The organism is Candidatus Pseudomonas phytovorans (assembly GCA_029202525.1).
Classification (GTDB): Bacteria; Pseudomonadota; Gammaproteobacteria; order Pseudomonadales; family Pseudomonadaceae; genus Aquipseudomonas; species Aquipseudomonas phytovorans.
Genome location: CP119325.1, coordinates 597,492 through 621,275 on the forward strand (window position 1 = coordinate 597,492; position 23,784 = coordinate 621,275).

The following is a 23,784-nucleotide window of genomic DNA, read 5'->3' on the forward strand; positions in this document are numbered from 1 at the left end:
TCGATCAGCTCTTGGTCGAGAAGCGGTAGCCAGTGCCCCGGACGGTTTGTACCAGATTTTCGTAGGCTTCACCCAACGCCTTGCGCAGGCGACGGATGTGTACATCGACGGTGCGTTCCTCGACGTAAACGTTGCCGCCCCACACCTGGTCCAGCAGCTGCCCACGGGTATAGGCGCGCTCCTGGTGGGTCATGAAAAACTGCAGCAGGCGGTATTCGGTAGGGCCCATCTCGGCCGGCTTGCCGTCGATGGTCACGCGGTGGCTGATCGGGTCCAGCAGCAGGCCGCCAACCTCGATCGGTGCTTCGGTGTCGCTCGGGCCGGTGCGGCGCAGCACGGCTTTCAGGCGCGCTACCAGCTCACGCGGCGAGAACGGCTTGGTGATGTAGTCGTCAGCGCCCACTTCCAGGCCCTGAATCTTGTTGTCCTCTTCGCCCTTGGCGGTGAGCATGATGATCGGAATGTCGCCGGTCAGCTCGTCGCGCTTGAGGCGGCGGGCCAGCTCGATGCCGGAGGTGCCCGGCAGCATCCAGTCGAGCAGGATCAGGTCCGGTTTGCGGTCGACGATGATCGCGTGGGCCTGTTGGGAGTTTTCCGCTTCCAGGCAGTCATAGCCGGCCATTTCCAGGGCAACGGCGATCATCTCGCGAATGGGCGCTTCGTCGTCGACGATCAGAATGTTTCTGCCAACCATGCTCAAAACCTCTCCTGGATTCGGTGTCTTGGCCCGCATTAGATAACGGAATTATTGCAGCTGTGTGACAGGGTGTTGGCCGTTCTGGCGACATTCCGTGACTGAACTAGGCTTGAAAGGGCCGCTGCGGCGGCAACCCGAACCTAATTCCCCCGAAACAATGGTGAATCCAATGACACGACAAACGCTGAGCTGGATGGCCCTTTTCACTGCGCTGGCGCTCCCGGGGGTAGCCTTGGCCCACCATCAGGCCAAGGAAATGAACGGCATGTGGGTCAATCATGCCGGCATGACGCTGTACACCTTTGACAAGGATGCCGACGGCAAGTCGATGTGTAATGGCGATTGCGCGACGAACTGGCCGCCACTGATGGCTAAGGCTGGCGACAAAAATGAGGGTAAGTGGACGCAGATCAAGCGTGATGACGGTTCGATGCAGTGGGCTTACGACGGCAAGCCGCTGTACACCTTCGTCAAGGACAAGAAGGCCGGGGACATGACCGGAGACGGCGTGAAAGACGTCTGGCACGTCGCCAAGCCTTGAGATTTTTGGGGCCGCTTTGCGGCCCCAGAATTGTCAGCGCAACGCGTAGTCCAGCACCACACCAACGAACACCAGCAACCCCGCCCAATGGTTGTGCAGGAAGGCCTTGAAGCACGACTCGCGGTCCAGCTTGCGCGTCGACCAGTACTCCCAGGCAAAGCACGCCGCCGCACCCAGCAACCCCATGTGGAACCAGCCCCCCAGGTCGAAGCGGCTACCTGCCAGCAACAGGCAGCCCAGCGACAGCAGCTGCAAGGTCAGGATGATGGTGCGGTCGGCCTCACCGAACAGGATCGCGGTCGACTTCACGCCAATCTTGAGGTCGTCATCCCGGTCGACCATGGCGTAATAGGTGTCGTAACCCACCGTCCACAGCAAGTTGGCGATATACAGCAACCAGGCGCTGGCCGGCAACTCGCCCCCCGCAGCAGTAAAGGCCATTGGAATGCCCCAGGAATACGCCGCCCCCAGCACCACCTGCGGGTAATAGGTGTAGCGCTTCATGAACGGGTAGCAGAACGCCAACGCCACCGCGCCAAACGACAGCCACACCGTGCGGCTGTTGGTGCACAGCACCAGCAGGAAGCTGACGCCGACCAGGATGGCAAACAGTGCCAGTGCCTCACGCGGTTTTACCCGGCCGCTGGCCAGCGGCCGGTCGGCGGTGCGTTTGACGTGGCCGTCCACCTTGCGGTCGGCAAAGTCGTTGATGCAACAGCCCGCAGCGCGCATCAGCACCACGCCAAGGCCGAAGATCAGCACATTGGCCAGGGTGGGTGAGCCGTTGCCGGCAATCCACACCGCCGACAGGGTGGGCCACAGCAGCAGGTAAATACCGATCGGCCGGTCCATGCGGCTGAGCTGGACGAAGTCCCAGGCCCGTGGGTGCAGGCGGTTCAGCGATTTGAGCAGTTGCAGGTACATCAGCGGTTTTCCTCCCTGGCCGCTTGCCACAATGCCGGCAGGAACACTTCTGCCACCAGCAGGTCCAGGCCGCCGCGTTCAAAGCGCGAGCGGCGCCCCCAAAGCGCTGCATGGGCGGCGCCGCTCGGCAGCCAGGCCTGTGGATAACTGCACACTTCAATCGGGTGGCGAATGAACGCCTGGTCACAGAACAGCAACTCGCCCAGCGAGCGGCTGCCCAGGGTTTCCAGGTCCAGCCCGCCGCGCTCCAGGGCGCAGCGGCTGGCGACACTGCGGGCGAACACCCAGGGCTGGCCATGGCCACGCAGATACACCTCGCGCACCCAGCCTTCTGCCCCGGCGGCAATGCCCAAGGCTTGGCATTCATCGTCGCGCAGCGGTTGCCAGCCCTCGAACAGCGGGGTGACGGAGAAGTGATCAAGGGACAGGCGGGTCAGGCGGCGGGTCAGCGAGCCCTCGTCGAACAGCCAGTCAAGGGTAGGCTGGTCGAAGTCGGTCGCCAGCTGTGAATACGGCAGCCACGCGACAGCGGCTGCTTGCGGGGATTCGTACGACACGTCGGTCTGCTTGTTACAACCAGAGAGGCGGCGAGCTTAGCATGATTGCTCCGACTGCTTGCATAATGCCTGGAGCAGGGCCTAAGACCCTGCCCATAAAGCCTGAGCTCTACCGAGGAAAATGACCTGATGAAAAAGTGGCAATGTATTGTCTGTGGCCTGATCTACGACGAAGCCGAAGGTTGGCCCGATGACGGCATCGCCCCCGGCACGCGTTGGGAAGATGTACCTGCAGACTGGCTGTGCCCCGACTGTGGTGTCGGCAAAAGCGACTTTGAAATGATCTCCATCGGCTAATCGAGGAAAGCACGACATGACGTCCCCTGTGGTAATCATCGGTACTGGCCTTGCGGGCTACAACCTGGCCCGTGAATTTCGCAAACTCGATGCGCAGACGCCGCTGCTGCTGATCACCGCCGACGATGGTCGCTCGTACTCCAAGCCCATGCTTTCCATGGGCTTTGCCAAGCAGAAGGATGCCGACGGCCTGTGCATGGCCGAGCCGGGCGTCATGGCCGAGCAACTGAACGCCGAGATTCGTACGCATACCCGCATCAGCGGCATCGACCCGGGCCACAAACGCCTGTGGATCGGCGAAGAAGCGGTGGAGTACAGCGACCTCGTGCTGGCCTGGGGGGCGCAGACGGTGCAGGTGCCGGTCGATGGCGACGGCGGCCATCTGGTATTCCCGATTAACGATCTGGAAGACTACGCACGCTTCCGTGCCGCCGCCGTCGGCAAGCAACGTGTGCTGATCCTGGGTGCCGGCCTGATCGGCTGCGAATTCGCCAACGACATGAGCCTGGGTGGCTTCCAGGTCGATGTGGTGGCGCCGTGCGAACAGGTCATGCCGACCCTGCTGCATCCGGCCGCAGCGGCGGCGGTTCAGGGCGGGCTGGAAGGCCTGGGCGTGCGCTTCCACTTGGGCCCGGTGCTGACCCGGCTGCAGCAGGTGGGCCAGGGCCTGGATGCGCACCTGTCGGATGGCAGCGTGATTGCCTGCGACCTGGTGGTGTCGGCCATCGGCCTTCGGCCACGCATCGACCTGGCTGCCGCAGCCGGCCTGCAGACCAATCGTGGTGTCAGCGTAGACCGCGAGCTACGTACATCCCACGCCAACATCTTCGCCCTTGGCGATTGTGCCGAGGTCGATGGCATCAACCTGCTTTACGTGATGCCGCTGATGAGCTGTGCCCGTGCGCTGGCGCAAACCCTGGCCGGCAAGCCGACGGCGGTGGCCTACGGGCCGATGCCGATCACCGTGAAAACCCCGGCCTGCCCGTTGGTGGTTTCGCCGCCGCCGCCGGGCCGTGAAGGTACTTGGCAGGTGGAGGGGCAGGGCAGTGACCTCAAGGTGCTCTGCCACGGCGCTGACGGCGAATTGCTGGGTTACGCCCTGACTGGGGCGGCGGTCATGGACAAGCTGGCTCTAAATCGCCAGTTACCACCGGTTATGGCGTAAATAGAGGGCGTTCTGTCGGATTTATCCTGTTGTTGCCTGCACAATGGCCGGCCTGATACTGGCGCGCCCCCTGAGCACGTGCCATTCTCACTTCCGTCTGCCGCAGATTAGAGCCTGCGGTGCCTTGAGCGCTGCTCCAAAGGCAGCACGGCATAACAACAAGAATTCCGTCAAAGAGGCTTCACTATGCGCAAACCAGAACTCGCCGCCGTCATCGCCGATAAGACTGCTCTGACCAAGGAAAAGGCCAATCAGGTGTTGAACGCGATTCTCGACAGCATCACCGGTGCCCTGAACAAGGACACGGTGACCCTGGTCGGTTTCGGCACCTTCGAAAAACGTCATCGCGGCGCGCGTACCGGCAAAAATCCGCAAACCGGTGAGCCGGTCAAGATCAAAGCCAGCAATACCGTGGCCTTCAAGCCAGGCAAGAACCTCAAGGACAGCGTCAACCCCCCGGCCGCGCCTGCCAAGGCCGCCAAGAAAAAGTAAGCACCGGCTGACGATACGTTGATCCCGAACGGGCGCCTTCATGGCGCCCGTTGTGCTTTACACGCGGTAACTGCTGCGAACTTGCATAAAAAGGTCGTTAAGAGGATAAACTGCGGAACTTAGTCACTTTTCAATCGAGGCGTGTCGATGAAGTTCCGCTTTCTTCTCTGGGCCATGGGGCTGCTGATGGCCAGGGCCAGCCGTAACAACCCGGCATTCCAGCAGCAGCTCAAGGGCAAGGATCTGGTGTTCCAGATGCAGACTCTGGACGGCAAGGTTGCCCGGCACTTCGTCGTCAATAACGAACGCATCAGCAGCAAAGGCGGGGCGCACCCGCAGCCGGCCTTCGCCATTGCCTTCAAGGACGCGGCCTATGGCTTCGCCACGATGCAGGCGGGTAACAAGCAGTTGGCGTTCATGCAGGGGATTCAGGACAAGAACATCCAGATCAAGGGCAATCCGGCGTTGGTGATGTGGTTCCAGGGGTTGATGAAGTACCTGAAACCAAAGAAGAAAGGCTGAAGGCCTTCATGGATGCTGGTGCTTGACCTGTGGGAGCGGGCAAGCCCGCGAATCAGGCGACGCGGTGCTTGGCACCGGCTGCGCCGGTGTTCGCGGGCTCGCCCGCTCCCACAGGTTATGCGTTGATGCTTAGTGCGGTGCGTGGAACTGCGAGGCCAGTTCGCGTAGCAGGTTCTCGGCCTCCAGCACTTTGTTCACCACGTCCTCGGCCTTTTCACGGGTAATCCCCAGGCGCTCCAGCAACTCGTCAGGGATCTCTTCCTGCGGCCCCGAACCAATCCCCCGCGAACGCAACAGACGGGTCGCCAGGCACACCAGGTTGGGAAACGCCGAATACTCGCCGTCATACGCCGGGTCGTGCTGGAAGCGTAACGCTGTCTGCAGTTCTTCTGGCATGTCCCACAGCTTCATCAACCAGGCGCCGATCTGTTCGCGGCTGATACCCAGCAAGTGTTGCTCTACATAGGTGTGGCACAGGTGCGGGTTGACCTCCAGATGGCGGCAGATCAGCGAGAAGTGCGGCGGGAACACATGCGCCAGCAACAGGTAACCAAAGTTGTGCAGCAGCCCGGCCAGGTAGGTGAGGCCGGCTTCAGGGCGTTCAGCCCGTGGTATCGCACGGGTCAGCCCTTCGATGATCGCGGCCGTGTAGATCGACTGCTGCCAGTAGGGCGTGGCTTGCTGGGGGTGATCCTTGGGCAGGCTCAGCGTTTTACCCAGCGCCAGCCCCAGGGCCAGGTTGATCACCAGATCGAAGCCCAGCACGCGGACAATGGCATCTTCCACAGAACGGATTTTGCCAGGCGAGGCGTAGTAGGGCGAAGCGGCCCAACTGACCACCTGCGCGGCCAGCGCCGGGTCGGTTTCAACCACGCCGGTGATGTCGTCGATGCTGGCGTTCGGGTCGACCCGCAGCTTGATGATCTTTTGCGCCGTGTCGGCCAGCGGCGGAATCTCGATGGTTTCTTCCAGGCGCTTCTGAATGCGACGGGCAGTGAACGCCTGGACTGCCTGGGTAATTTCTTTGGAGTCGTCAGCGGGGCGGTCGAGGTTGGGGCGAATGTCCCTTACCGGTTGGCCGAAACTGCCAGCGCTGGCTTTTTTAAGCATGCGCTTGAAGTCTTCCTGCTTGATTTCCAGCAGCAGCCCGGCTTCGCCAGACTGGATCAGCAATGTTTCGGCAGCCAGCAGCTTGTCTTCATAGAGGCAGGGTGAACTGGTCAATGCCGGAATCGCTGGCAACGCTTTGAGCTGATGCTTGTCGAGCATCTGTTTCAGGCGTGTCACCGGCACCGCTTTGAGCTTGCGGCCGGTGAGCTCTTCAAGGCGATTGAGGTCCAGTAGCTTGCTCTGCGGGAACAGCACCATCAAGGCGCCGACTTCGTCATCGAGCAGCACTGCCTGTACCCGCGCCGCTGCCGGTAGGTAAGGGTGTTCGACCACCTCGCGGTAGGCCACGCCGACCTTGTCGAGCAGCAGCTTGATGACGGAGGGGGCGTGTGGCGTTGCGGTGTCCAGGGCAACTTCAGTCATGGTCCGTATCCACTGATTCTTTTAAACGCGAAGTATAACCAGCCTGCGAGCAAATCTGGATCCATTCTGGTACTGGCGTCACACTTGGCCATATTGCTGGCCATGGCGCAGCCAGCGGTCGAGCAGCGGGCTGACATGGTCTGGCCAGCGCGCCACCAAGGCCTGAGCAGCATCGCGCACAGCCGGTAACAGGTCGGCATCGCGCATCAGGTCGGCAACCTTGAACTGCAGCAGGCCGGTCTGGCGCGTACCCAGCATTTCGCCGGGGCCGCGTAGTTCGAGGTCTTTCTCGGCAATGATGAAGCCGTCGTTGGTTTCGCGCATGATGCCTAAGCGCTCGCGGCCGACCTGCGACAGCGGCGGATGGTACAGCAGCACGCAATGGCTGGCGGCACTGCCCCGTCCTACCCGGCCGCGCAGCTGGTGCAACTGGGCCAAGCCCAGGCGTTCGGGGTTTTCAATGATCATCAGGCTGGCGTTGGGCACGTCCACGCCTACTTCGATGACAGTGGTCGCGACCAGCAACTGCAATTCACCGGCCTTGAACTGCGCCATGATTTCGGCTTTTTCCGCAGGCTTCATGCGGCCGTGGATCAAGCCCACGCGCAATTCGCCCAAGGCACTGCCGAGCTCTTCATAGGTGCTTTCGGCAGCCTGGCAGGTCAGCTCTTCGGACTCTTCGATCAGGGTACACACCCAGTAGGCCTGCCGCCCCTCGGCGCAAGCGGCGCGAACCCGTTCGACCACCTCGAAGCGGCGGCTGTCGGCTACCAGCACGGTGTTTACCGGGGTGCGCCCAGGTGGCAACTCATCGAGCACCGATGTGTCCAGGTCGGCGTAGGCGCTCATGGCCAAGGTGCGCGGAATAGGCGTGGCGGTCATGATCAACTGGTGCGGGCACAACTCGCCGGCCACACCTTTCTTGCGCAAGGCCAGGCGTTGCTGCACGCCAAAACGGTGCTGTTCGTCGATGATCGCCAGGGCCAGGTGTTTGAACTTCACCTCTTCCTGGAACAGTGCATGGGTGCCGACCACCATTGGCGCACCGTTGGCAATCTGTTCCAGGGCGCTGGCGCGGGCCTTGCCCTTGAGCTTGCCGGCCAGCCACGCCACTTCTATACCTAGCGGTTCCAGCCAGCGCTTGAAGGTGATGAAGTGCTGTTCGGCGAGGATCTCGGTGGGTGCCATCAACGCCACTTGATAGCCGGCTTCCAGCCCTTGCAGTGCTGCCAGGGCGGCGACCACGGTCTTGCCGGCACCGACATCACCCTGTACCAGGCGCATCATCGGCTCGTGCTGGCTGAGGTCGTAGGCAATTTCGTTAGCCACCCGCTGCTGTGCGCCGGTCGGCTGGAAGCCCAGGTTGGCCAGGTATTGGGCCTGCAGGCGCGTAGTCTTGGGCAACACCGGCGCCCGTAGGCTGCGCAGGCTCTCGCGCAGGCGTTGCTGCGACAGCTGGTGGGTCAGCAGCTCTTCGAAGGCCAGGCGGTGCTGGGCCCAGTGCTGGCCCTCGGCGAGCTCGTCGAGGTCGGCGTCGGCTGGCGGGTTATGCAGGTAGCGGATGGCATCGTCCAGCGGCGCCAACTGGTAGTCCCGGGCCAGTTCGTCAGGCAGCCAGTCGGGCAGGCTGCGCGGGCCGAGCATGCCGAGGCTCTGCTGGCACAACAGGCGCAAGCGCTGCTGGGTAAGGCCTTCGGTGGACGGGTAGATCGGCGTGAGGGTCTGCTCTACCGGTGGCGGCGGCTCGTCACCGTTCAGCGCGCGGTACTCGGGGTGGTAGATTTCCAGGCCCGAGGCACCGGGGCGAGCTTCGCCGTAGCAGCGCAGGTGGGTGCCGCGCTTCAGGCCCTCTTTCTGCGCGTTGCTGAAGTGGTAGAAGCGCAGCGTCAGCACGCCGCTACCGTCGCCCAGGCGCACCACCAGGCTGCGGCGCTTGCCCATGGTCACGTCGGTACCACTGACCACGCCCTCGATCACTGCATCCTGGCCCGGGCGCAATTCACCAATCGGGACCACGCGGGTGCGGTCCTGGTAGCGCAGGGGCAAGTGGAACAGCACATCCTGCAGGTTCTCCAGGCCGACTTTGGCAAGTTTTTCCGCCATGGCGTCGCCAACGCCCTTGAGTACCGTAACCGGGACCTTCGACAGCTCACTCATGACTCAGGCCGGTTGTTCCGCAGGGGCTTTGGCGACCGAGCACAGGCGGATCGAGTCGGCGAGGATCTCGATGGCCTTGGGCCGCGGGAAGCTGGCGCGCCAGGCGATGGCAACGGTACGGAACGGCGCCGGTGCAGTCAGCGGGCGCACTTCGATGACGCCAGGGGCGTAGTGATGGCTATGCACAGCCGACAGCGGCAGAATCGACACGCCCAGGCCCGAAGCCACCATGTGGCGGATGGTTTCCAGCGAACTGGACTCGACGGTGGTGTGCCTCGCGCCTTCACCCCCCTTGTTCAGGGTCGGGCAGGCTTCCAGTACCTGGTCGCGGAAGCAGTGGCCCTCACCAAGCAACAGCAGGCTCTTGTCGTTGAGCAGGGCGGTATCAATGGTCTTTTTCGCCGTCCACGGGTGGTCAGCGGGCATCAGGGCGCAGAACGGCTCGTCGTACAGCGGCATGGTCAGCACGTCGGCTTCGTTGAACGGCAGGGCGATGATCACCGCGTCCAGTTCACCATTGCGCAGTTTTTCACGCAGTACGTGGGTGAAGTTTTCTTCGATGTAAAGCGGCATCTGCGGCGCTACGCGGTGCAGTTGCGGGATCAGGTGCGGGAACAGGTAGGGGCCGACGGTATAGATGGCACCGACCTTGAGCGGGGCAGTCAGCTGGTTCTTGCCGGCCTGGGCCAGCTCGCGAATGCCTTGGGCCTGCTCCAGTACCTTCTGTGCCTGGGCGACGATGCTTTCGCCGACCGGGGTCAGGCGGACCGCGCTCTTGCTGCGCTCGAAGATCAGAACGCCAAGCTCGTCCTCGAGCTTCTTCACACCGACCGACAGGGTCGGCTGGCTCACGTGGCAGCGTTCGGCGGCATGGCCGAAATGCTGTTCCTGGGCGAGTGTGACGATGTAGCGTAATTCTGTGAGGGTCATAACGTGCGTCCATGAAGTTGCGGGCCCAGCATAGCGGCTGCAATCGATAGACGCACGTTATCAGACTTGCCGATTTGTGACAGAAGCAAAAGTCTTAGCGGCGGTCCAGCGAGTAGACGAACGGTGCCACGACTTCGATCGTGCCATTGTTCAGCAACTCGGGTGGCGGCTTGGGTACTGTGCCGGCCCGACGGATCATTTCAAGGGTCGCCCGGTCCAGTGCAGCACTGCCCGAACCACCGGCCATGGCGTACGACACCACCTTGCCTTCGGCGTCGACCACGAAGCGCAGGCGGTTGATGCCCTGCAGGCCGCGACGGCGCGCGTCTTCCGGGTAACGCTTGTACTTCGCCAGGTGGCGCAGCAGGTCGCTCTGCCAGGTTGGCAGGGCGTTGCTGTTGGACGCAATGCTCGGCGCCGGCGCTGCAGACTTCTGCGGTGGCGTGTTGCTGGGCGGTGCGTCTACCGTTTGCTCGGTCGGCGGTGCTTCCGTCGGCGGCTCAGGCTTTTTCTCAGGCTTGGGCGGCTGAGGCTTGGCCTTGGGCTTGGGCGGCTTGTGGATGGCGATCTTGGGCTTGGGCGCTTCCACCAGTTTGGGCAACGGCAGTTCTTCCACCGGTGCCGGTGGCTGTGGAACCGCTTTTGGTGGTGGCGGCGGCGCAGGCTCCGGCAACGGTGCCAGCTCGACCATCATCGCTGCCGGAGGCAGTTCGATGGCCTGGGGCACCGACCAGTTGAGCGTCAGCACCACGGCGACCACGTGCACGCCCAGCACGATCGCCAGGCTGCCACCGTAGCGCGCCATGTTTGAGCGCGTTTTCGTCATTTCTTGGCTGCCGTCTCGAGACCTACCAGACCGACCTTGAGGTAGCCGGCCGCGCGCATGTTGTTCATCACTTCCATCAGGTCGCCGTAATCCACGCCTTTGTCAGCCTGGAAGAAGATGGTGGTTTCCTTGTCACCCTTGGTCTTGGCGTCGAGCATCGGGCCAAGCTGGTCGGGCGCAGCAACCTGATCGTCGCCGACATACAGCTTCTGGTCGGCCTTGACGCTGACGAACACCGGTTTCTCGGGCCTTGGTGCCGGTTTGGCGGTAGAGGCCGGCAGGTCGACCTTGATGTCGACCGTGGCCAGGGGGGCTGCCACCATGAAGATGATCAGCAGCACCAGCATTACGTCGATGAACGGCGTAACGTTGATTTCGTGGTTTTCGGCGAGGTCGTCGCCACCTTCGTTGAGATGCAGGCCCATGGTTTACCCCACTTTCACCATGTGCGGGGCAGCGCGATCGCTACCCTGATGGTCCAGGTCACGGCTGACCAGCAGCAGTACCTGAGCGGAGGCGTCGGACACCTGTGCCTTGTAGCCGGCAATGGAGCGGGCGAAGACGTTATAGATGACTACAGCCGGAATTGCCGCGACCAGGCCCAGAGCGGTGGCCAGCAGGGCCTCGGCGATACCTGGGGCAACTACGGCCAGGTTGGTGGTCTGGGTCTTGGCGATGCCGATGAAGCTGTTCATGATGCCCCATACGGTGCCGAACAGGCCGACGAACGGCGCGGTGGAACCGATGGTGGCGAGTACGCCGGTGCCGTTGCTCATGGTGCGGCCGCTGGCGTGAACCAGGCGCTCCAGGCGGAAGCTGACGCGTTCCTTGATGCCTTCTTTTTCGCGGGCGTTGACCGACAGGCGCATCTCTTCGAGGGCGTCATGCACCAGGGTGTGGGACAGGGTGCCTTCCTTGTTGGAGACGTCGCTGGCTTCTTTGAGGCTGGCGGATTTTTTCAGTCTGGCGATTTCACCACGCAGGCGACGCTTGGCGCCCATCAGCTCGAAGCCTTTGGCGATCCAGATGGTCCAGGTGATGATGGAGGCGATGGCCAGGCCGATCATGACGATCTTCACCACGATATCGGCGTTCTTGTACATGCCCCATGGGGACAGGTCGTGAGCCATGCCGAGGGAAGTGTCTTCAACCAACGTGTCGGTGGCGGGGTCAACCACTACCTGCGAGTCTGCCGGGGCTGCAGCCTGTACGTCGCCGGCAGGTGCCGGGCTTTCCGAGGCTGGCGCCACCGGGGCAGCAGGAGCGGCAGCGGCAGCAGGCGTGGCGGTATTGGCGGTTGGCTCATCGGCCATGGCCACTGGGGCCAGCACCAGGCTGAGTGTCAGCGCGGCGATGGCGCGCCAGGCGCGCGACGGGGTTGGCGAAGCGGAAGGTTGAGTGCGTGTCATGCTGGCCGGACCTGATGAAGAAAAAGAGTGAACGTTCTCCAAGGCCTCGAGGTAGGCCGAGAACAAATTGGCGGCCATTATTGCAAGTAATTCTTGTTAACAAAAGTAATCTTGTTGCTTTTTTCGCCTATGGTCTACCCGTCCATCGTGTAGCGTGGCCGGGCTGATCAATTGGTCTAGGGAGTTTTGAGATGTCAGACCTTTCCGTGATGGTGGTAGGTTGTGGTGATGTGGGTGGCCGTCTGGCCCTGCAAATGATGGCCAAAGGCTGGCATGTCAGTGGTCTTCGCCGCTCTGTCGGGCAGTTGCCTGCGGGTGTCCAGCCGGTTGCCGCAGACCTGGATGAACCGTCGATCCCGCAAGACTGGCCGCAGGGTTCGCTGGACTATCTGGTGTACTGCGTGGCGGCCAGCCAGCACGATGAGGCGGGTTACCAGGCGGCCTATGTGGATGGCTTGCGCCATGTCTTGGCCTGGCTGACCGAGCGTGGCCAGCGCCCACGTCGCCTGTTGTTCGTTTCCAGCAGCAGCGTGTATGCGCAAAAAGATGGCGAGTGGATCGAGGAAGGCGCGGCCACCGAGCCTGAAGGTTATTCCGGGCGGGTGATGCTGGAGGCCGAACAGCTGGCGCTGGACAGTGGTTTGGCGGCGAGCGTGGTGCGTCTGACCGGCATCTATGGCCCGGGCCGTGAATGGCTGTTGAGCCAGGTGCGGCAAGGTTACCGTGTGGCCGAGGAGCCGCCGCTGTATGGCAACCGGATCCATGCTGAGGATGCTGCCAGCCTGCTGGCGTTTCTGCTGCAGGCCGATGCGGATGGCAAGGTGCTGGACGACTACTACATTGGCGTTGATGACGACCCGGCGCCGCTGGCCGACGTGGTGGCCTGGCTGCGGACCTACATGGGCGTTACCGAGTGGTCTGATGAGCAGCGTGTGCGGCGTACTGGCAGCAAACGCTGCAGCAATGCCCGGGCGCGGGCGTTGGGGTGGGCGCCGGTGTATCCGAGTTACAAGGAAGGCTATGCCGCCATTCTGGAAGGGAAAGACCAACTCCAGGATTGATGCGCAACCCTGTGGGAGCGGGCTTGCCCCGCGAAGCAGGCGACGCGTTGCCTGGCACCGGCTGCGCCGGTGTTCGCGGGACAAGCCCGCTCCCACAAGGAATGCCTAAACCACTGAAGAAGTGCTTCAGTTTAGCTCCAGCACCCACTGCCGCTTGCCCGCCGCCAGCTCCGGCATGTCATCCGGCTGCGCACGGTTCACGGCCTGGAAAATCTCCAGCTTGTCGCCATCACGCTTGATGATGAACGGTGCACCACGCTGGTTACGCTCCAGCCACAGGCTGTCATTGCTGCCGCCCATGCTCGCGCAGTCACCTGCCAGGCACAGTGCAAAACGGTCCGGTCCCGGTAAGCCGGTCACGTTACCGGTGTCGCTGAAGCGCACGCTGGCACCTTTGCCTTCGCCTTCGACGACCTTCCAGTTGCCGCCCAGATACGCCTGGTAGAGCGCTTTCTCGAAGCTGCTGCCCAGGGGTGCATTGGCAGTTGTCGGTGCCTTGGCGCGCACAAACGTCTGTTTGGCACCGCGCTGGTCGATCGCTTGCAGTTCGTCGCCATCCAGCGACAGCTGCTCGGTCTGGCCGCCGTCGAAGCTGGCCTGCCATTGCTTGTCATTGGCGCTCAACTGGCCGTCAGCGGCCTCGAAACCATTGCTGTAGCTGGCCTGCTGGCTGGCAACGTCGAGCTTCCACTCGAACACCGGGCCGTGCTCATTCAGCGCTTGGCGCAGGCTGCCGCCCTTGACCGCAGCAGTGATGGCCTCCTGGTTGATCCAGGTGCCGTTGAAATCTTCGGGTTTGTGGCTGGCGCAGCCGCCCAGTAGCAGGGCTGCCAGCGCGAGGGGCAATGCTTGACGCATGACGGGGTAACCTTGCAGAGGAGGGAAGGTGACGGGCAGGTTGCCCGTCACCGGGGGCATCACTCGATGACCAGGATGGCGTCCATTTCAACCTGGGCGCCTTTCGGCAGCGCGGCAACGCCAATGGCGGCGCGAGCCGGGTACGGTTGCTCGAAGTAGCGGCCCATCACCTCGTTCACCTTGGCGAAGTGGCTCAGGTCGGTGAGGAAGATGTTCAGCTTGACGATGTCCTTGAACGAACCGCCAGCGGCTTCAGCCACGGACTTGAGGTTCTCGAATACCTGCACGGTCTGGGCTTCGAAGCCTTCAACCAGTTCCATGGTCTTCGGGTCCAGCGGGATCTGGCCAGACATGTAAACGGTGTTGCCGGCCTTGATCGCCTGCGAGTAGGTACCGATAGCGGCTGGGGCCTTGTCGCTGGTAATGACGGTCTTGCTCATGATGACTCCTTGCGGTTGGCGGACTACGTACGCATGCGGGTGATGCGGACCACACCGGTCAGGGTACGCAGCTTCTTGATCACACGCGCCAGGTGCACGCGGTCGTGCACGCTGACCACCAGTTGGACCACGCTGATACGGCCGTCGCGTTCGTCCATGCTGATCTTCTCGATGTTGCCGTCGGCGGCATTGACGCTGCTGGCCAGCAGGGCGATGAGGCCGCGTTGGTGTTCCAGCTCGACACGCAGTTCGACATTGAACTCACCGGTGATGTCCTTGGCCCAGGAAAGCTGCACGCACTTCTCCGGGTTGTGGCGGATTTCACTGATGTTGCGGCAATTCTCCAGGTGCACGACCATGCCCTTGCCGGCCGAAAGGTGGCCGACGATCGGGTCGCCAGGGATTGGCGTGCAGCACTTGGCGTAGCTCAGCACCAGGCCTTCGGTGCCGCGGATCGCCAGCGGGCCTTCCGGCGCAGGCAGCTGCTCGCCGTCGGCCGACAGCAAGCGGCGTGCGACCACATAGGCCATGCGGTTGCCCAGGCCGATGTCTTCGAGCAGGTCTTCGATCAGTTCCAGGCGGTACTCGGCGAGAATCGCCTGGATACGCTCCTGGGGGATTTTCTCCAGGCTGCTGTCGAAACCGGTGAGCACCTTGTTCAGCAGGCGTTCGCCCAGGCTGATGGACTCGGAGCGGCGCTGTTGCTTGAGCGCGTGGCGGATGTGCGTGCGTGCCTTGCCGGTAACCACGAAGTTGAGCCAGGCCGGGTTCGGCCGGGCGCCCGGGGCGCTGACGATTTCTACCGTCGAGCCGCTTTGCAGCGGTTCGGAAAGCGGCGCCAGGCGGCGGTTGATGCGGCAGGCGATGCAGCTGTTGCCAACGTCGGTGTGCACCGCGTAGGCGAAGTCCACCGCCGTGGAGCCTTTGGGCAGCTCCATGATGCGGCCTTTGGGCGTGAACACGTAGACCTCGTCCGGGAACAGGTCAATCTTCACGCTCTCGATGAATTCCAGCGAGTTGCCGGCACGTTGCTGCAGTTCAAGGATGCCCTTGACCCACTGGCGGGCGCGGGCGTGGCTGCCCTTGGGCTGCTCGTCGTCGTTGGACTTGTACAGCCAGTGCGCGGCAATGCCGTTGTTTGCCATCTCTTCCATTTCGCGGGTGCGAATCTGGATTTCGATGGGCACGCCGTGCATGCCGAACAGCGTGGTGTGCAACGACTGGTAGCCGTTGGCCTTGGGGATTGCGATGTAATCCTTGAAGCGACCGGGCAGCGGCTTGTACAGGTTGTGCACGGCGCCGAGCACGCGGTAGCAGGTGTCGACCTTGTCGACGATGATGCGGAAAGCGTACACGTCCATGATCTCGTTGAAGGCACGGCGCTTGCCGCGCATCTTCTTGTAGATGCCATAGAGGTGTTTCTGCCGGCCGCTGACCTCGCCTTCGATGCCGTCGGCAGCCAGGCAGTTGGCCAGCGAGTGCTCGATCTTGGCGACGATCTCTTTACGGTTGCCGCGTGCGCTTTTCACCGCTCGGTGAATCAGCGACGAGCGCATCGGGTGCATGGCCTTGAAGCCAAGGTCCTCGAATTCGACGCGCACGGTGTGCATGCCCAGGCGATTGGCGATGGGGGCGTAGATTTCGAGGGTTTCCTTGGCGATGCGCCGGCGCTTTTCGCCGGACAGCACTTCCAGGGTGCGCATGTTGTGCAGGCGGTCGGCCAGCTTGACCAGGATCACGCGAATATCGCGGGCCATGGCCATGGCCATCTTCTGGAAGTTTTCGGCCTGCGCCTCGGCCTTGGTTTCGAAGTTCATCTGGGTCAGCTTGCTGACCCCATCGACCAGTTCGGCCACGGTCTCGCCAAATTGCTGGCTGAGGGCTTCCTTGGCGATACCGGTGTCTTCGATCACGTCGTGCAGCATGGCCGCCATCAGGCTTTGATGGTCCATGTGCATGTCGGCGAGGATGCTGGCCACGGCCAGCGGATGGGTCACGTAGGGCTCACCGCTGCGGCGGCGCTGCCCGTCGTGGGCCTGTTCGGCGTAGAAATAGGCGCGCCGGACCAGGTTGACCTGTTCGGGGCCAAGGTAGGTCGACAGCCGTTCGGCCAAGGCTTCTATACCCGGCATGGGTTAACCTCCTGCGGAGGAAGAGGGCCTTGCGCCGTGCGACGTCGACCTGGCATCAATCAGACAGCCTCGTTGTTCTCGTCCTCGAACGCGGCGAACACCGGATCCTCGGTGACGATCTCTTCAGCGGCAAGGAATTCGTTGGTGATGATGCCTTCGGCGATTTCACGCAGGGCAACAACGGTCGGCTTGTCGTTTTCCCACGCGACGCGTGGCTCTTTGCCGCCGGTCGCCAGTTGGCGAGCGCGCTTGGTCGAGAGCATGACCAGCTCGAAGCGGTTATCCACGTGTTCCAGGCAGTCTTCAACAGTTACGCGGGCCATGGTCTTCCTCAGTAGCAAATGCGGTGGGCGTGCAGCCCAGTAATGGGCAGGCGGACTCGATAGTATAAAAATTCACCAGCCAATAGGGAAGCGCTGTTTTGCCGGGCCGCTTTATCCCCGGGCCTGCCGCCGCACCCTGTGGGAGCGGGTTTACCCGCGAAAGGGCCGGAACAGACACCCCCACCGCTTGAGCCTGACGATAACCTCAGAGCATCGCGCCGCGCAACCGCGGCGTCAGCTCTTCAAACAAGGTCTGTACGGAGCGCAACGCCCGGCAATCCGGTCGGGTCAGCAGCCACAGTTGGGTATCGCAACCGGGCAGCGGCCCGCTCAGCGCATCCACGCCAGGCAGGGCGTGCACCATGTAATCCGGCAGCGCCGCCACGCCCAGGCCAGCGGTCACCAGCTGGGCGATGGTCGACATGCCGCTGCATTGGTAGCGCGGGCTCAACCCTGGGTGTTGCTGGTTGCGCCAGACCACGGTGGGGTGGTCCTGCATCGAGTCGTCGGGAGCGATCCATGGCACGCTGACGGGCGACTCGGCCAGGCGCTCGCGCCACTGCGGCTGCCCGCAGATAACATAAGAGGTAGAGCCCAGGTTGCGGCCGACCAGGTGCTCCGGCGGCGTGTTGGTCAGGCGCAGGGCAATGTCGGCGTCGCGCCGGCTGAGGTTGGCAAAAGTGTTGGAGGTGCCCATTTCCAGCGACAAGGCCGGGTAGTTGGGCATGAACTCGGCCAGCGCCGGCAGCAGCAGGCTATGCATCACCGCCTCGGTACAGGTCACGCGCACCGTGCCGCTTACAACCTGCTCGCCACTGGTCATGGCAATGCGTGCCGCCTCCAGCGCCTGCTCGGCGCGCTCGGCCTGCTCGGCCAGGGCCTGGGCGGTGTCGGTCGGCAGGTAGCCTTTGCGGCTCTTGACGAACAAGGCGGTGCCCAGCGCTGACTCCAGCCGGCGGATCGAACGGAATACGGTCGAAACGTCGACTTTTAGCAGCTCGGCGGCTTTGGCCAGCGAGCGGCCACGTTCCAGGGCCAGGACCAGTGAGAGGTCGGCATGGGTGATCTGATATTGCATTGGTGCACGCTCTGCTTGCCGAATTGCCAATGTCTGTTGCGTCAGGGCCATTTTATAGTGAAAAGGCCCCCCGGAATCAATGCGCCCGGTCGGGTTACCAATCCCCACGATGGGAAAGTGAAAAAAACAACAGCTGCAACCATCGTCGCCCGTGAGGCGCCAGCCGTATCCCCACATCGCCGCAGCAAATCAAAGGATGTACAGCCATGACGTCGGTAACCCCGTGCGCCAGTTCTTCCAGCGAGATGAGTGACTTCCTCCAGGCCCATCCGGACACGCAGTACGTCGACCTGCTGATCTCCGACATGAACGGCGTGGTACGTGGCAAACGCATCGAGCGGGCCAGCCTGCACAAGGTTTACGAAAGGGGCATCAACCTGCCGGCATCGCTGTTCGCCCTGGACATCAACGGCTCCACCGTCGAGAGCACCGGCCTTGGCCTGGACATCGGCGATGCTGACCGTATTTGCTTCCCGATCCCCGGCACGCTCTGTAATGAGCCGTGGCAAAAGCGCCCCACTGCCCAGCTGCTGATGACCATGCACGAGATCGAAGGTGAGCCGTTCTTCGCCGACCCGCGTGAAGTGCTGCGCCAGATAGTGAGCAAGTTCGACGACCTGGGCCTGACCATCTGCGCGGCGTTCGAGCTGGAGTTCTACCTGATCGACCAGGACAACCTCAACGGCCGCCCGCAACCGCCGCGCTCGCCGATTTCCGGCAAACGCCCGCAGTCGACCCAGGTGTACCTGATCGACGACCTCGACGAATATGCCGACTGCTTGCAAGACATGCTCGAAGCGGCCAAGGAGCAGGGCCTGCCGGCCGATGCCATCGTCAAGGAAAGCGCCCCGGCGCAGTTCGAAGTCAACCTGCACCACGTGGCCGACCCGCTGAAGGCCTGCGACTACGCCATCCTGCTCAAGCGCCTGATCAAGAACGTTGCCTACGACCATGAAATGGACACCACCTTCATGGCCAAGCCGTACCCGGGCCAGGCAGGCAACGGCCTGCACGTGCACATTTCGTTGCTGGACAAGAAAACCGGCAAGAATATTTTCTCAAGCGATGACCCGCTGCAAAGTGACACGCTGCGCCACGCCATTGGTGGCGTGCTGGAGACCATGCCGGCGTCGATGGCCTTCCTTTGCCCGAACATCAACTCTTATCGCCGCTTCGGCGCGCAGTTCTACGTGCCCAATGCACCGAGCTGGGGCCTGGACAACCGCACCGTAGCCGTACGCGTACCGACCGACAGCAGCGACAACGTGCGCCTGGAGCACCGCGTGGCGGGCGCTGACGCCAACCCGTACCTGATGCTGGCGGCAATCCTGGCCGGCGTGCATCACGGCCTGACCAACAAAGTCGAGCCGGATGCCCCGATCGAAGGCAACTCCTACGAGCAGCTTGAACAGAGCCTGCCGAACAACCTGCGTGATGCCCTGCGTGCGCTGGACGACAGCGAAGTGCTCAACCAATACATCAGCCCGGACTACATCGATATCTTCGTGGCCTGCAAGGAAAGCGAGCTGGCCGAGTTCGAAGTGTCTATTTCCGACCTTGAGTACAACTGGTACCTGCACACGGTGTAAGCCCATGAGCGCAACTGCGGTCCCCTTGATCGGTGTCAGCGCCTGCCGCCAGCAGGTGGGGAAGAACTCGTCGCACACGGTTGGCGACAAGTATGTCGAGGCTGCCGGTTTTGCCGGTTTGCCGCTGATCTTGCCTGCCCGTGACGGCGGCAGCGACACGCAAGCGCTGCTGGCCCGTCTGCACGGCATTGTTTTTACCGGTTCGCCTTCAAATATCGAACCGCATCATTACAATGGCGCCCCCAGTGCGGCCGGTACCCGGCATGACCTGGCGCGTGATCGCCTGACCCTGCCGCTGCTGCAGGCGGCGATTGCCGCCGGTGTGCCGGTGTTTTGCATCTGCCGTGGCTACCAGGAGCTGAATGTGGCGCTTGGCGGCAGCCTGCACCAGCGTGTGCAGGAAATGCCTGGCTACCTTGACCACCGCGAACCTGAAGACGCACCCCTGGAGGTGCAATACGGCCCTCGTCACCCAGTCGGCATCGAGCCAGGCGGGTTGTTCGAGCGCCTGGGCCTGGCGGCGCAGTTCGAGGTCAACTCGCTGCACAGCCAGGGCATCGACCGCCTGGCCCCGGGCCTGCGCGTCGAGGCACGGGCCCCGGATGGCCTTATCGAAGCGGTGTCCATGCCCGCGGCGCCGGGCTTTGTGCTTGGCGTGCAGTGGCACCCGGAGTGGCGCTTCACCGAAAACCCGGTCTCGCTGCGCCTGTTCCAGGCGTTTCGCGAGGCCTGCATTGCTTACGCAGCACGGGAGGGCGCACGGCAGGAGGCATTCTGACGTCAGCCTAAGGTCTCGGATGACGTGTTCCCGGCAGCAAGCTTTCAATGAGTGAAAGCGGGCCTTGTGCGCAAGGCCCGCGAAAACAATTCCAAAATTTACGGCAAATACTCATGAGCAATTACACAGAAACCGGCCGCCCACCCGATGTGGCGGCCGACGCGGGTAACACCCAGAGCAGCAAGGGTCTGGCCAAAGGCCGGCTGGGCTTGCTGGCCACCGTGGTACTGGGCATTTCCACCATCGCCCCGGTCTACACCCTGACCGGCGCCCTTGGCCCGACCGTGCGCGAGGTGGGTGCCCACCTGCCGGCCGTGTTCATCGTCGGCTTCCTGCCGATGCTGCTGGTAGCCTTGGGCTACCGTGAGCTGAACTCGGCAGAGCCGGACAGCGGCACCTCGTTTACCTGGTCGGCCCGCGCCTTCGGGCCGATGATCGGCTGGATCGGCGGCTGGGGCCTAGTGGTTGCCACCACCATCGTGCTGTCGAACCTGGCGGGAGTGGCGGTCGACTTCTTCTACCTGTTCCTTGGGCAGATCACCGGCCAACATGAACTGGCGGCGTTGGCCGACAACCTGTTGATCAACATCGCCACCTGTTGCGTGTTCATCGCCCTGGCGGTGTGGATCTGCTGTCGCGGCATAGCCACCACCATGACGGTGCAATATGGTCTGGTGGCCCTGCAGTTGCTGGTGTTGATCGGCTTTGCCTTCGCCGCATTCGGCGGCAGCGCCGCGACGCCACCGCTGGAGTTCGATTTCGCCTGGTTCAACCCGTTTGGTGTCGAGTCGTTCTCGGCCTTTGCCGCCGGCCTGTCGCTGTCGATCTTCATCTTCTGGGGTTGGGATACCTGCCTGACCGTGAGCGAAGAGTCGGTGGGCAGTGAAGAGGTGCCGGGCAAGGCCGCCACCTGGACAGTGATGTTGATCCTTGGCCTGTACCTGTTTACTGCAATCGCCACCCTGCAGTTTGCCGGTATCAGCGAAACCGGGCTGGGCCTGAACAACCCACGCATCCAGGAGAACGTCTTCGCTCACCTGGCCGGCCCGGTCATGGGGCCGCTGGCGATCCTGATGTCCATCGCCGTGCTGGCCAGCACGGCGGCGTCGCTGCAGTCGACCTTCGTGGCGCCGGCTCGCACCCTGTTGGCCATGGGTTACTACGGTGCGGTACCGCCGAAGTTCGCCAGCGTTTGCCCACGTTCGCAGACCCCACGCTACGCCACCATTTGCGCCGGTGTGGCAGCGGGCCTGTTCTACGTGACCATGCGTAGCCTGAGCGAGAACGTGCTGGCGGATACCATCACCGCGCTGGGCATGATGATCTGCTTCTACTATTCGCTGACGGCATTTGCCTGCGTCTGGTACTTCCGCGACAGCCTGTTCAGCAGCCTGCGCCACTTCATCATGCGGGGCATGTGCCCGCTGGTGGGTGGGGTGATCCTTTCGGTGATCTTCGCGCGCACCGCCATCGACAGCGCCTCGCCGGACTTTGGCAGCGGCTCGCATGTGGGCGGGCTGGGGCTGGTGTTCGTGATCGCCGCGATCATTTCGGTGCTCGGCATCGGGCTGATGCTGCTGTCGCGCATGCGCGCGCCGGCGTACTTCCTGGGGGCTACCCTGCGCCAGCAGGCTACCTTGCCGCTGCAGGAGTAATTGGAAGGGGCTGCTCTGCAGCCCATTCGCGGGACAAGCCCGCTCCCACAGATACTGCGCCGACATTGAAGCCAGCGGTGGTCCTGTGGGAGCGGGCTTGTCCCGCGAATGGGCCGCAAAGCGGCCCCATCGGTTTCAGCCAACCAACTGTTTCAGCAATGCCCCGTTGCGCTGTTGCTGCTTCTTCAGCACCAGGCGATTGGAGCGGAACACCGCCTTCAAATCCTCCAGCGCCACGTCGAAATCATCATTGATGATCAGGTAGTCATACTCGTCGTAGTGCACCATCTCGGTGACCGCTTCTTTCATGCGCCCGGCGATGATCTCCTCGCTGTCCTGCCCACGGCCATCCAGCCGCTGGCGGAGCGCTGCCTGGCTTGGCGGCAGAATGAACACCGACATTGCCTGCGGCATCAGCTTGCGGACCTGCTGGGCGCCTTGCCAGTCGATTTCCAGGATCAGGTCATAGCCCTGGTCCAGGGTCTGCTGCAGTGCGCTGCGCGAAGTGCCATAGAAATTGCCGAACACTTCTGCATGCTCCAGGAAGTCGCCTTGCTGGATCAGTGCCTTGAACTCTTCGTGGACGACGAAGTGGTAGTTCACCCCGTGCTGCTCGCCCGGGCGCATGGTGCGGGTGGTGTGCGAGACCGAGACGCGGATTTGCTGGTCGTCCTTGGTCAAGGCCGTTACCAGGCTGGTCTTGCCGGCGCCCGAAGGGGCCGAAACGATGTAAAGGGTGCCGCTGCTGTGGTTCATGGTCGGGATGGCCTTACTCGATGTTCTGTACTTGTTCACGCATCTGTTCGATCAATACCTTCAGGTTGACCGCCGCTTGCGTACTGCGTGGGTCGAAGGCCTTGGAACCGAGGGTGTTGGCTTCGCGGTTGAGTTCCTGCATCAGGAAGTCCAGGCGCCGGCCGGCGGCGCCGCCACCCTTGAGCACCCGGCGCACTTCGGTGACGTGGGTGCTGAGGCGGTCGAGCTCTTCAGCCACGTCGCTCTTCTGGGCCAGCAACACCATTTCCTGCTCCAGGCGCTGCGGGTCGAGTTCGGCCTGCATGTCGCCGAAACGGTCGAGAATCTTCTGTCGCTGCGCGGCCAGCATCTGCGGCACCAGGGCGCGCAGGGTGGTGACTTCGCTGGCCATGTTGTCCAGGCGTTCGTTGATCAGCCGGGCCAGTTCCTGGCCTTCGCGCTGACGCCCGGCCTTGAGTTCGGCCAGTGCTTCGTCGAACAGTGCCATGGCTTCGGCGTTCAGCGCCTGCGGGTCACTGGTGTCAGCCACCAGCACACCCGGCCACGACAGCACTTCCAGCGGGTTCAAGGGTGCCGGTTGTTTGATCAGGCCGGCCACTTCCTCGGCCGCGGCCACCAGCTGCGCGGCGCGCTCGCGGTCGACCTTCAGCGGCTTGCCGTTGCTGTCTTCGTTGAGGCGCAGGGTGCATTCCACCTTGCCTCGCGACAAGCCCTGGCGCAGGCCTTCACGCACGCCGGCTTCGAGGTCGCGCAGGGCCTCGGGCAGGCGCAGGTGCGGCTCCAGATAGCGGTGGTTGACCGAGCGCAGCTCCCAGACCAGGGTGCCTTGGCTACCGGCGCGCTCGACACGAGCAAAAGCGGTCATGCTGTGCACCATGGGGAGTACCTCGCGTAGATAAATGAACGGTGGGAGCCTCTCGGCTGCAAGGCGCAGGATTGTAGCGCAGTGAGGCCGTGGCGCCCAATCCGCCTATGTTACCGAGGGGTGGCTGCAGGGGTAGGAAAAGGCGACGGGCAGCTCCGCTCGCGACAATAGGCATGTCTTCCCCGCGCTGCGGGCTCTA

General features: G+C 62.9%; 25 protein-coding genes. 9 read left to right on the forward strand and 16 right to left on the reverse strand.

The window, feature by feature from the left end; genetic code table 11:
* Positions 1–4 precede the first annotated feature (4 nt).
* On the reverse strand, positions 5–694 hold the full coding sequence (gene phoB, locus P0Y58_02610; GenBank protein WEK31100.1) for a phosphate regulon transcriptional regulator PhoB: 690 nt from the start codon (positions 692–694) through the stop codon (positions 5–7).
* A gap of 172 nt (positions 695–866) precedes the next feature.
* Between phoB and P0Y58_02615 the strand changes: the two genes are divergently transcribed.
* The gene (locus P0Y58_02615) at positions 867–1,238 is read left to right on the forward strand and encodes a hypothetical protein (protein ID WEK31101.1); all 372 of its coding nucleotides are present in this window, start codon (positions 867–869) and stop codon (positions 1,236–1,238) included.
* A 33-nt stretch (positions 1,239–1,271) separates the two neighbouring features.
* Here P0Y58_02615 and ubiA read toward each other — a convergent pair whose 3' ends face one another.
* Positions 1,272–2,162 carry a 4-hydroxybenzoate octaprenyltransferase gene (gene ubiA, locus P0Y58_02620; protein WEK31102.1) on the reverse strand — a complete coding sequence of 297 codons (891 nt, stop codon included), beginning with the start codon at positions 2,160–2,162 and terminating at the stop codon, positions 1,272–1,274.
* Positions 2,162–2,719 carry a chorismate lyase gene (locus tag P0Y58_02625; GenBank protein ID WEK31103.1) on the reverse strand — a complete coding sequence of 186 codons (558 nt, stop codon included), beginning with the start codon at positions 2,717–2,719 and terminating at the stop codon, positions 2,162–2,164. Before P0Y58_02625 ends, ubiA begins: the two co-directional genes overlap by 1 nt.
* Before the next feature lie 129 nt (positions 2,720–2,848).
* Between P0Y58_02625 and P0Y58_02630 the strand changes: the two genes are divergently transcribed.
* The 4 genes from P0Y58_02630 to P0Y58_02645 all read left to right on the forward strand — a co-directional run bounded on the left by P0Y58_02630 (position 2,849) and on the right by P0Y58_02645 (position 5,195).
* Positions 2,849–3,016: a rubredoxin gene (locus P0Y58_02630; protein ID WEK31104.1), complete on the forward strand. Its 168-nt coding sequence runs from the start codon at positions 2,849–2,851 to the stop codon at positions 3,014–3,016.
* Positions 3,017–3,032: 16 nt separating this feature from the next.
* Complete coding sequence (locus P0Y58_02635; GenBank protein WEK31105.1) at positions 3,033–4,181, forward strand: FAD-dependent oxidoreductase; 1,149 nt, start codon at positions 3,033–3,035, stop codon at positions 4,179–4,181.
* Positions 4,182–4,367: 186 nt separating this feature from the next.
* Positions 4,368–4,673, forward strand: coding sequence for an HU family DNA-binding protein (locus P0Y58_02640; GenBank protein ID WEK31106.1), 306 nt, complete (start codon positions 4,368–4,370; stop codon positions 4,671–4,673).
* 147 nt (positions 4,674–4,820) lie between these two features.
* Positions 4,821–5,195 (forward strand): helicase, encoded by a 375-nt coding sequence (locus P0Y58_02645; protein ID WEK31107.1) that lies wholly within the window; start codon positions 4,821–4,823, stop codon positions 5,193–5,195.
* Between the two features lie 129 nt (positions 5,196–5,324).
* Here P0Y58_02645 and P0Y58_02650 read toward each other — a convergent pair whose 3' ends face one another.
* From P0Y58_02650 to exbB, 6 genes are all read right to left on the reverse strand, one after another.
* The gene (locus P0Y58_02650) at positions 5,325–6,728 is read right to left on the reverse strand and encodes an HDOD domain-containing protein (protein WEK31108.1); all 1,404 of its coding nucleotides are present in this window, start codon (positions 6,726–6,728) and stop codon (positions 5,325–5,327) included.
* A 78-nt stretch (positions 6,729–6,806) separates the two neighbouring features.
* A complete protein-coding gene (recG, locus tag P0Y58_02655) occupies positions 6,807–8,885 on the reverse strand; it encodes an ATP-dependent DNA helicase RecG (protein WEK31109.1) in 2,079 nt (692 codons plus the stop codon).
* A 3-nt stretch (positions 8,886–8,888) separates the two neighbouring features.
* Positions 8,889–9,815: a LysR substrate-binding domain-containing protein gene (locus P0Y58_02660; GenBank protein WEK31110.1), complete on the reverse strand. Its 927-nt coding sequence runs from the start codon at positions 9,813–9,815 to the stop codon at positions 8,889–8,891.
* A 94-nt stretch (positions 9,816–9,909) separates the two neighbouring features.
* A complete protein-coding gene (locus P0Y58_02665) occupies positions 9,910–10,641 on the reverse strand; it encodes an energy transducer TonB (protein ID WEK31111.1) in 732 nt (243 codons plus the stop codon).
* On the reverse strand, positions 10,638–11,066 hold the full coding sequence (gene exbD / locus P0Y58_02670) for a TonB system transport protein ExbD (protein ID WEK31112.1): 429 nt from the start codon (positions 11,064–11,066) through the stop codon (positions 10,638–10,640). Before exbD ends, P0Y58_02665 begins: the two co-directional genes overlap by 4 nt.
* Positions 11,067–11,069: 3 nt before the next feature.
* The gene (exbB, locus tag P0Y58_02675; protein WEK31113.1) at positions 11,070–12,050 is read right to left on the reverse strand and encodes a tonB-system energizer ExbB; all 981 of its coding nucleotides are present in this window, start codon (positions 12,048–12,050) and stop codon (positions 11,070–11,072) included.
* A 191-nt stretch (positions 12,051–12,241) separates the two neighbouring features.
* Here exbB and P0Y58_02680 point away from each other — a divergent pair, with 191 nt between their 5' ends.
* Complete coding sequence (locus tag P0Y58_02680) at positions 12,242–13,111, forward strand: SDR family oxidoreductase (protein WEK31114.1); 870 nt, start codon at positions 12,242–12,244, stop codon at positions 13,109–13,111.
* A gap of 126 nt (positions 13,112–13,237) precedes the next feature.
* Here P0Y58_02680 and P0Y58_02685 read toward each other — a convergent pair whose 3' ends face one another.
* From P0Y58_02685 to P0Y58_02705, 5 genes are all read right to left on the reverse strand, one after another.
* Complete coding sequence (locus tag P0Y58_02685; protein ID WEK31115.1) at positions 13,238–13,969, reverse strand: hypothetical protein; 732 nt, start codon at positions 13,967–13,969, stop codon at positions 13,238–13,240.
* Positions 13,970–14,028: 59 nt separating this feature from the next.
* The gene (locus P0Y58_02690; protein ID WEK31116.1) at positions 14,029–14,409 is read right to left on the reverse strand and encodes a RidA family protein; all 381 of its coding nucleotides are present in this window, start codon (positions 14,407–14,409) and stop codon (positions 14,029–14,031) included.
* A gap of 23 nt (positions 14,410–14,432) precedes the next feature.
* On the reverse strand, positions 14,433–16,541 hold the full coding sequence (spoT, locus tag P0Y58_02695) for a bifunctional GTP diphosphokinase/guanosine-3',5'-bis pyrophosphate 3'-pyrophosphohydrolase (GenBank protein ID WEK31117.1): 2,109 nt from the start codon (positions 16,539–16,541) through the stop codon (positions 14,433–14,435).
* 59 nt (positions 16,542–16,600) lie between these two features.
* Positions 16,601–16,864: a DNA-directed RNA polymerase subunit omega gene (gene rpoZ, locus P0Y58_02700; GenBank protein WEK31118.1), complete on the reverse strand. Its 264-nt coding sequence runs from the start codon at positions 16,862–16,864 to the stop codon at positions 16,601–16,603.
* 205 nt (positions 16,865–17,069) lie between these two features.
* Complete coding sequence (locus tag P0Y58_02705) at positions 17,070–17,942, reverse strand: LysR family transcriptional regulator (protein WEK31119.1); 873 nt, start codon at positions 17,940–17,942, stop codon at positions 17,070–17,072.
* A gap of 206 nt (positions 17,943–18,148) precedes the next feature.
* On the opposite strand from P0Y58_02705, the gene P0Y58_02710 reads away from it, so the two are divergent.
* The 3 genes from P0Y58_02710 to P0Y58_02720 all read left to right on the forward strand — a co-directional run bounded on the left by P0Y58_02710 (position 18,149) and on the right by P0Y58_02720 (position 21,964).
* Positions 18,149–19,531 carry a glutamine synthetase family protein gene (locus tag P0Y58_02710; protein ID WEK31120.1) on the forward strand — a complete coding sequence of 461 codons (1,383 nt, stop codon included), beginning with the start codon at positions 18,149–18,151 and terminating at the stop codon, positions 19,529–19,531.
* Between the two features lie 4 nt (positions 19,532–19,535).
* A complete protein-coding gene (locus tag P0Y58_02715) occupies positions 19,536–20,309 on the forward strand; it encodes a gamma-glutamyl-gamma-aminobutyrate hydrolase family protein (GenBank protein ID WEK31121.1) in 774 nt (257 codons plus the stop codon).
* A 113-nt stretch (positions 20,310–20,422) separates the two neighbouring features.
* Complete coding sequence (locus tag P0Y58_02720) at positions 20,423–21,964, forward strand: APC family permease (GenBank protein ID WEK31122.1); 1,542 nt, start codon at positions 20,423–20,425, stop codon at positions 21,962–21,964.
* A 135-nt stretch (positions 21,965–22,099) separates the two neighbouring features.
* Here P0Y58_02720 and gmk read toward each other — a convergent pair whose 3' ends face one another.
* Both gmk and P0Y58_02730 read right to left on the reverse strand, forming a co-directional pair.
* A complete protein-coding gene (gene gmk, locus P0Y58_02725; protein WEK31123.1) occupies positions 22,100–22,720 on the reverse strand; it encodes a guanylate kinase in 621 nt (206 codons plus the stop codon).
* A gap of 13 nt (positions 22,721–22,733) precedes the next feature.
* Positions 22,734–23,597: a YicC family protein gene (locus P0Y58_02730; GenBank protein WEK31124.1), complete on the reverse strand. Its 864-nt coding sequence runs from the start codon at positions 23,595–23,597 to the stop codon at positions 22,734–22,736.
* Between the last annotated feature and the right edge of the window lie 187 nt (positions 23,598–23,784).

What these genes read in the sequence shown, in the direction of transcription:
- P0Y58_02660 (WEK31110.1), bottom strand. Translation starts at nt 9,815, where the DNA reads ATGACCCTCACAGAATTACGCTACATCGTCACACTCGCCCAGGAACAG.
- P0Y58_02630 (WEK31104.1), top strand. Translation starts at nt 2,849, where the DNA reads ATGAAAAAGTGGCAATGTATTGTCTGTGGCCTGATCTACGACGAAGCC.
- P0Y58_02685 (WEK31115.1), bottom strand. Translation starts at nt 13,969, where the DNA reads ATGCGTCAAGCATTGCCCCTCGCGCTGGCAGCCCTGCTACTGGGCGGC.
- P0Y58_02680 (WEK31114.1), top strand. Translation starts at nt 12,242, where the DNA reads ATGTCAGACCTTTCCGTGATGGTGGTAGGTTGTGGTGATGTGGGTGGC.
- ubiA (WEK31102.1), bottom strand. Translation starts at nt 2,162, where the DNA reads ATGTACCTGCAACTGCTCAAATCGCTGAACCGCCTGCACCCACGGGCC.
- spoT (WEK31117.1), bottom strand. Translation starts at nt 16,541, where the DNA reads ATGCCGGGTATAGAAGCCTTGGCCGAACGGCTGTCGACCTACCTTGGC.
- P0Y58_02720 (WEK31122.1), top strand. Translation starts at nt 20,423, where the DNA reads ATGAGCAATTACACAGAAACCGGCCGCCCACCCGATGTGGCGGCCGAC.
- P0Y58_02715 (WEK31121.1), top strand. Translation starts at nt 19,536, where the DNA reads ATGAGCGCAACTGCGGTCCCCTTGATCGGTGTCAGCGCCTGCCGCCAG.
- rpoZ (WEK31118.1), bottom strand. Translation starts at nt 16,864, where the DNA reads ATGGCCCGCGTAACTGTTGAAGACTGCCTGGAACACGTGGATAACCGC.
- exbD (WEK31112.1), bottom strand. Translation starts at nt 11,066, where the DNA reads ATGGGCCTGCATCTCAACGAAGGTGGCGACGACCTCGCCGAAAACCAC.
- P0Y58_02705 (WEK31119.1), bottom strand. Translation starts at nt 17,942, where the DNA reads ATGCAATATCAGATCACCCATGCCGACCTCTCACTGGTCCTGGCCCTG.
- P0Y58_02690 (WEK31116.1), bottom strand. Translation starts at nt 14,409, where the DNA reads ATGAGCAAGACCGTCATTACCAGCGACAAGGCCCCAGCCGCTATCGGT.
- P0Y58_02615 (WEK31101.1), top strand. Translation starts at nt 867, where the DNA reads ATGACACGACAAACGCTGAGCTGGATGGCCCTTTTCACTGCGCTGGCG.
- P0Y58_02635 (WEK31105.1), top strand. Translation starts at nt 3,033, where the DNA reads ATGACGTCCCCTGTGGTAATCATCGGTACTGGCCTTGCGGGCTACAAC.
- gmk (WEK31123.1), bottom strand. Translation starts at nt 22,720, where the DNA reads ATGAACCACAGCAGCGGCACCCTTTACATCGTTTCGGCCCCTTCGGGC.
- P0Y58_02650 (WEK31108.1), bottom strand. Translation starts at nt 6,728, where the DNA reads ATGACTGAAGTTGCCCTGGACACCGCAACGCCACACGCCCCCTCCGTC.
- phoB (WEK31100.1), bottom strand. Translation starts at nt 694, where the DNA reads ATGGTTGGCAGAAACATTCTGATCGTCGACGACGAAGCGCCCATTCGC.
- exbB (WEK31113.1), bottom strand. Translation starts at nt 12,050, where the DNA reads ATGACACGCACTCAACCTTCCGCTTCGCCAACCCCGTCGCGCGCCTGG.
- P0Y58_02665 (WEK31111.1), bottom strand. Translation starts at nt 10,641, where the DNA reads ATGACGAAAACGCGCTCAAACATGGCGCGCTACGGTGGCAGCCTGGCG.
- recG (WEK31109.1), bottom strand. Translation starts at nt 8,885, where the DNA reads ATGAGTGAGCTGTCGAAGGTCCCGGTTACGGTACTCAAGGGCGTTGGC.
- P0Y58_02710 (WEK31120.1), top strand. Translation starts at nt 18,149, where the DNA reads ATGACGTCGGTAACCCCGTGCGCCAGTTCTTCCAGCGAGATGAGTGAC.
- P0Y58_02640 (WEK31106.1), top strand. Translation starts at nt 4,368, where the DNA reads ATGCGCAAACCAGAACTCGCCGCCGTCATCGCCGATAAGACTGCTCTG.
- P0Y58_02730 (WEK31124.1), bottom strand. Translation starts at nt 23,597, where the DNA reads ATGGTGCACAGCATGACCGCTTTTGCTCGTGTCGAGCGCGCCGGTAGC.
- P0Y58_02645 (WEK31107.1), top strand. Translation starts at nt 4,821, where the DNA reads ATGAAGTTCCGCTTTCTTCTCTGGGCCATGGGGCTGCTGATGGCCAGG.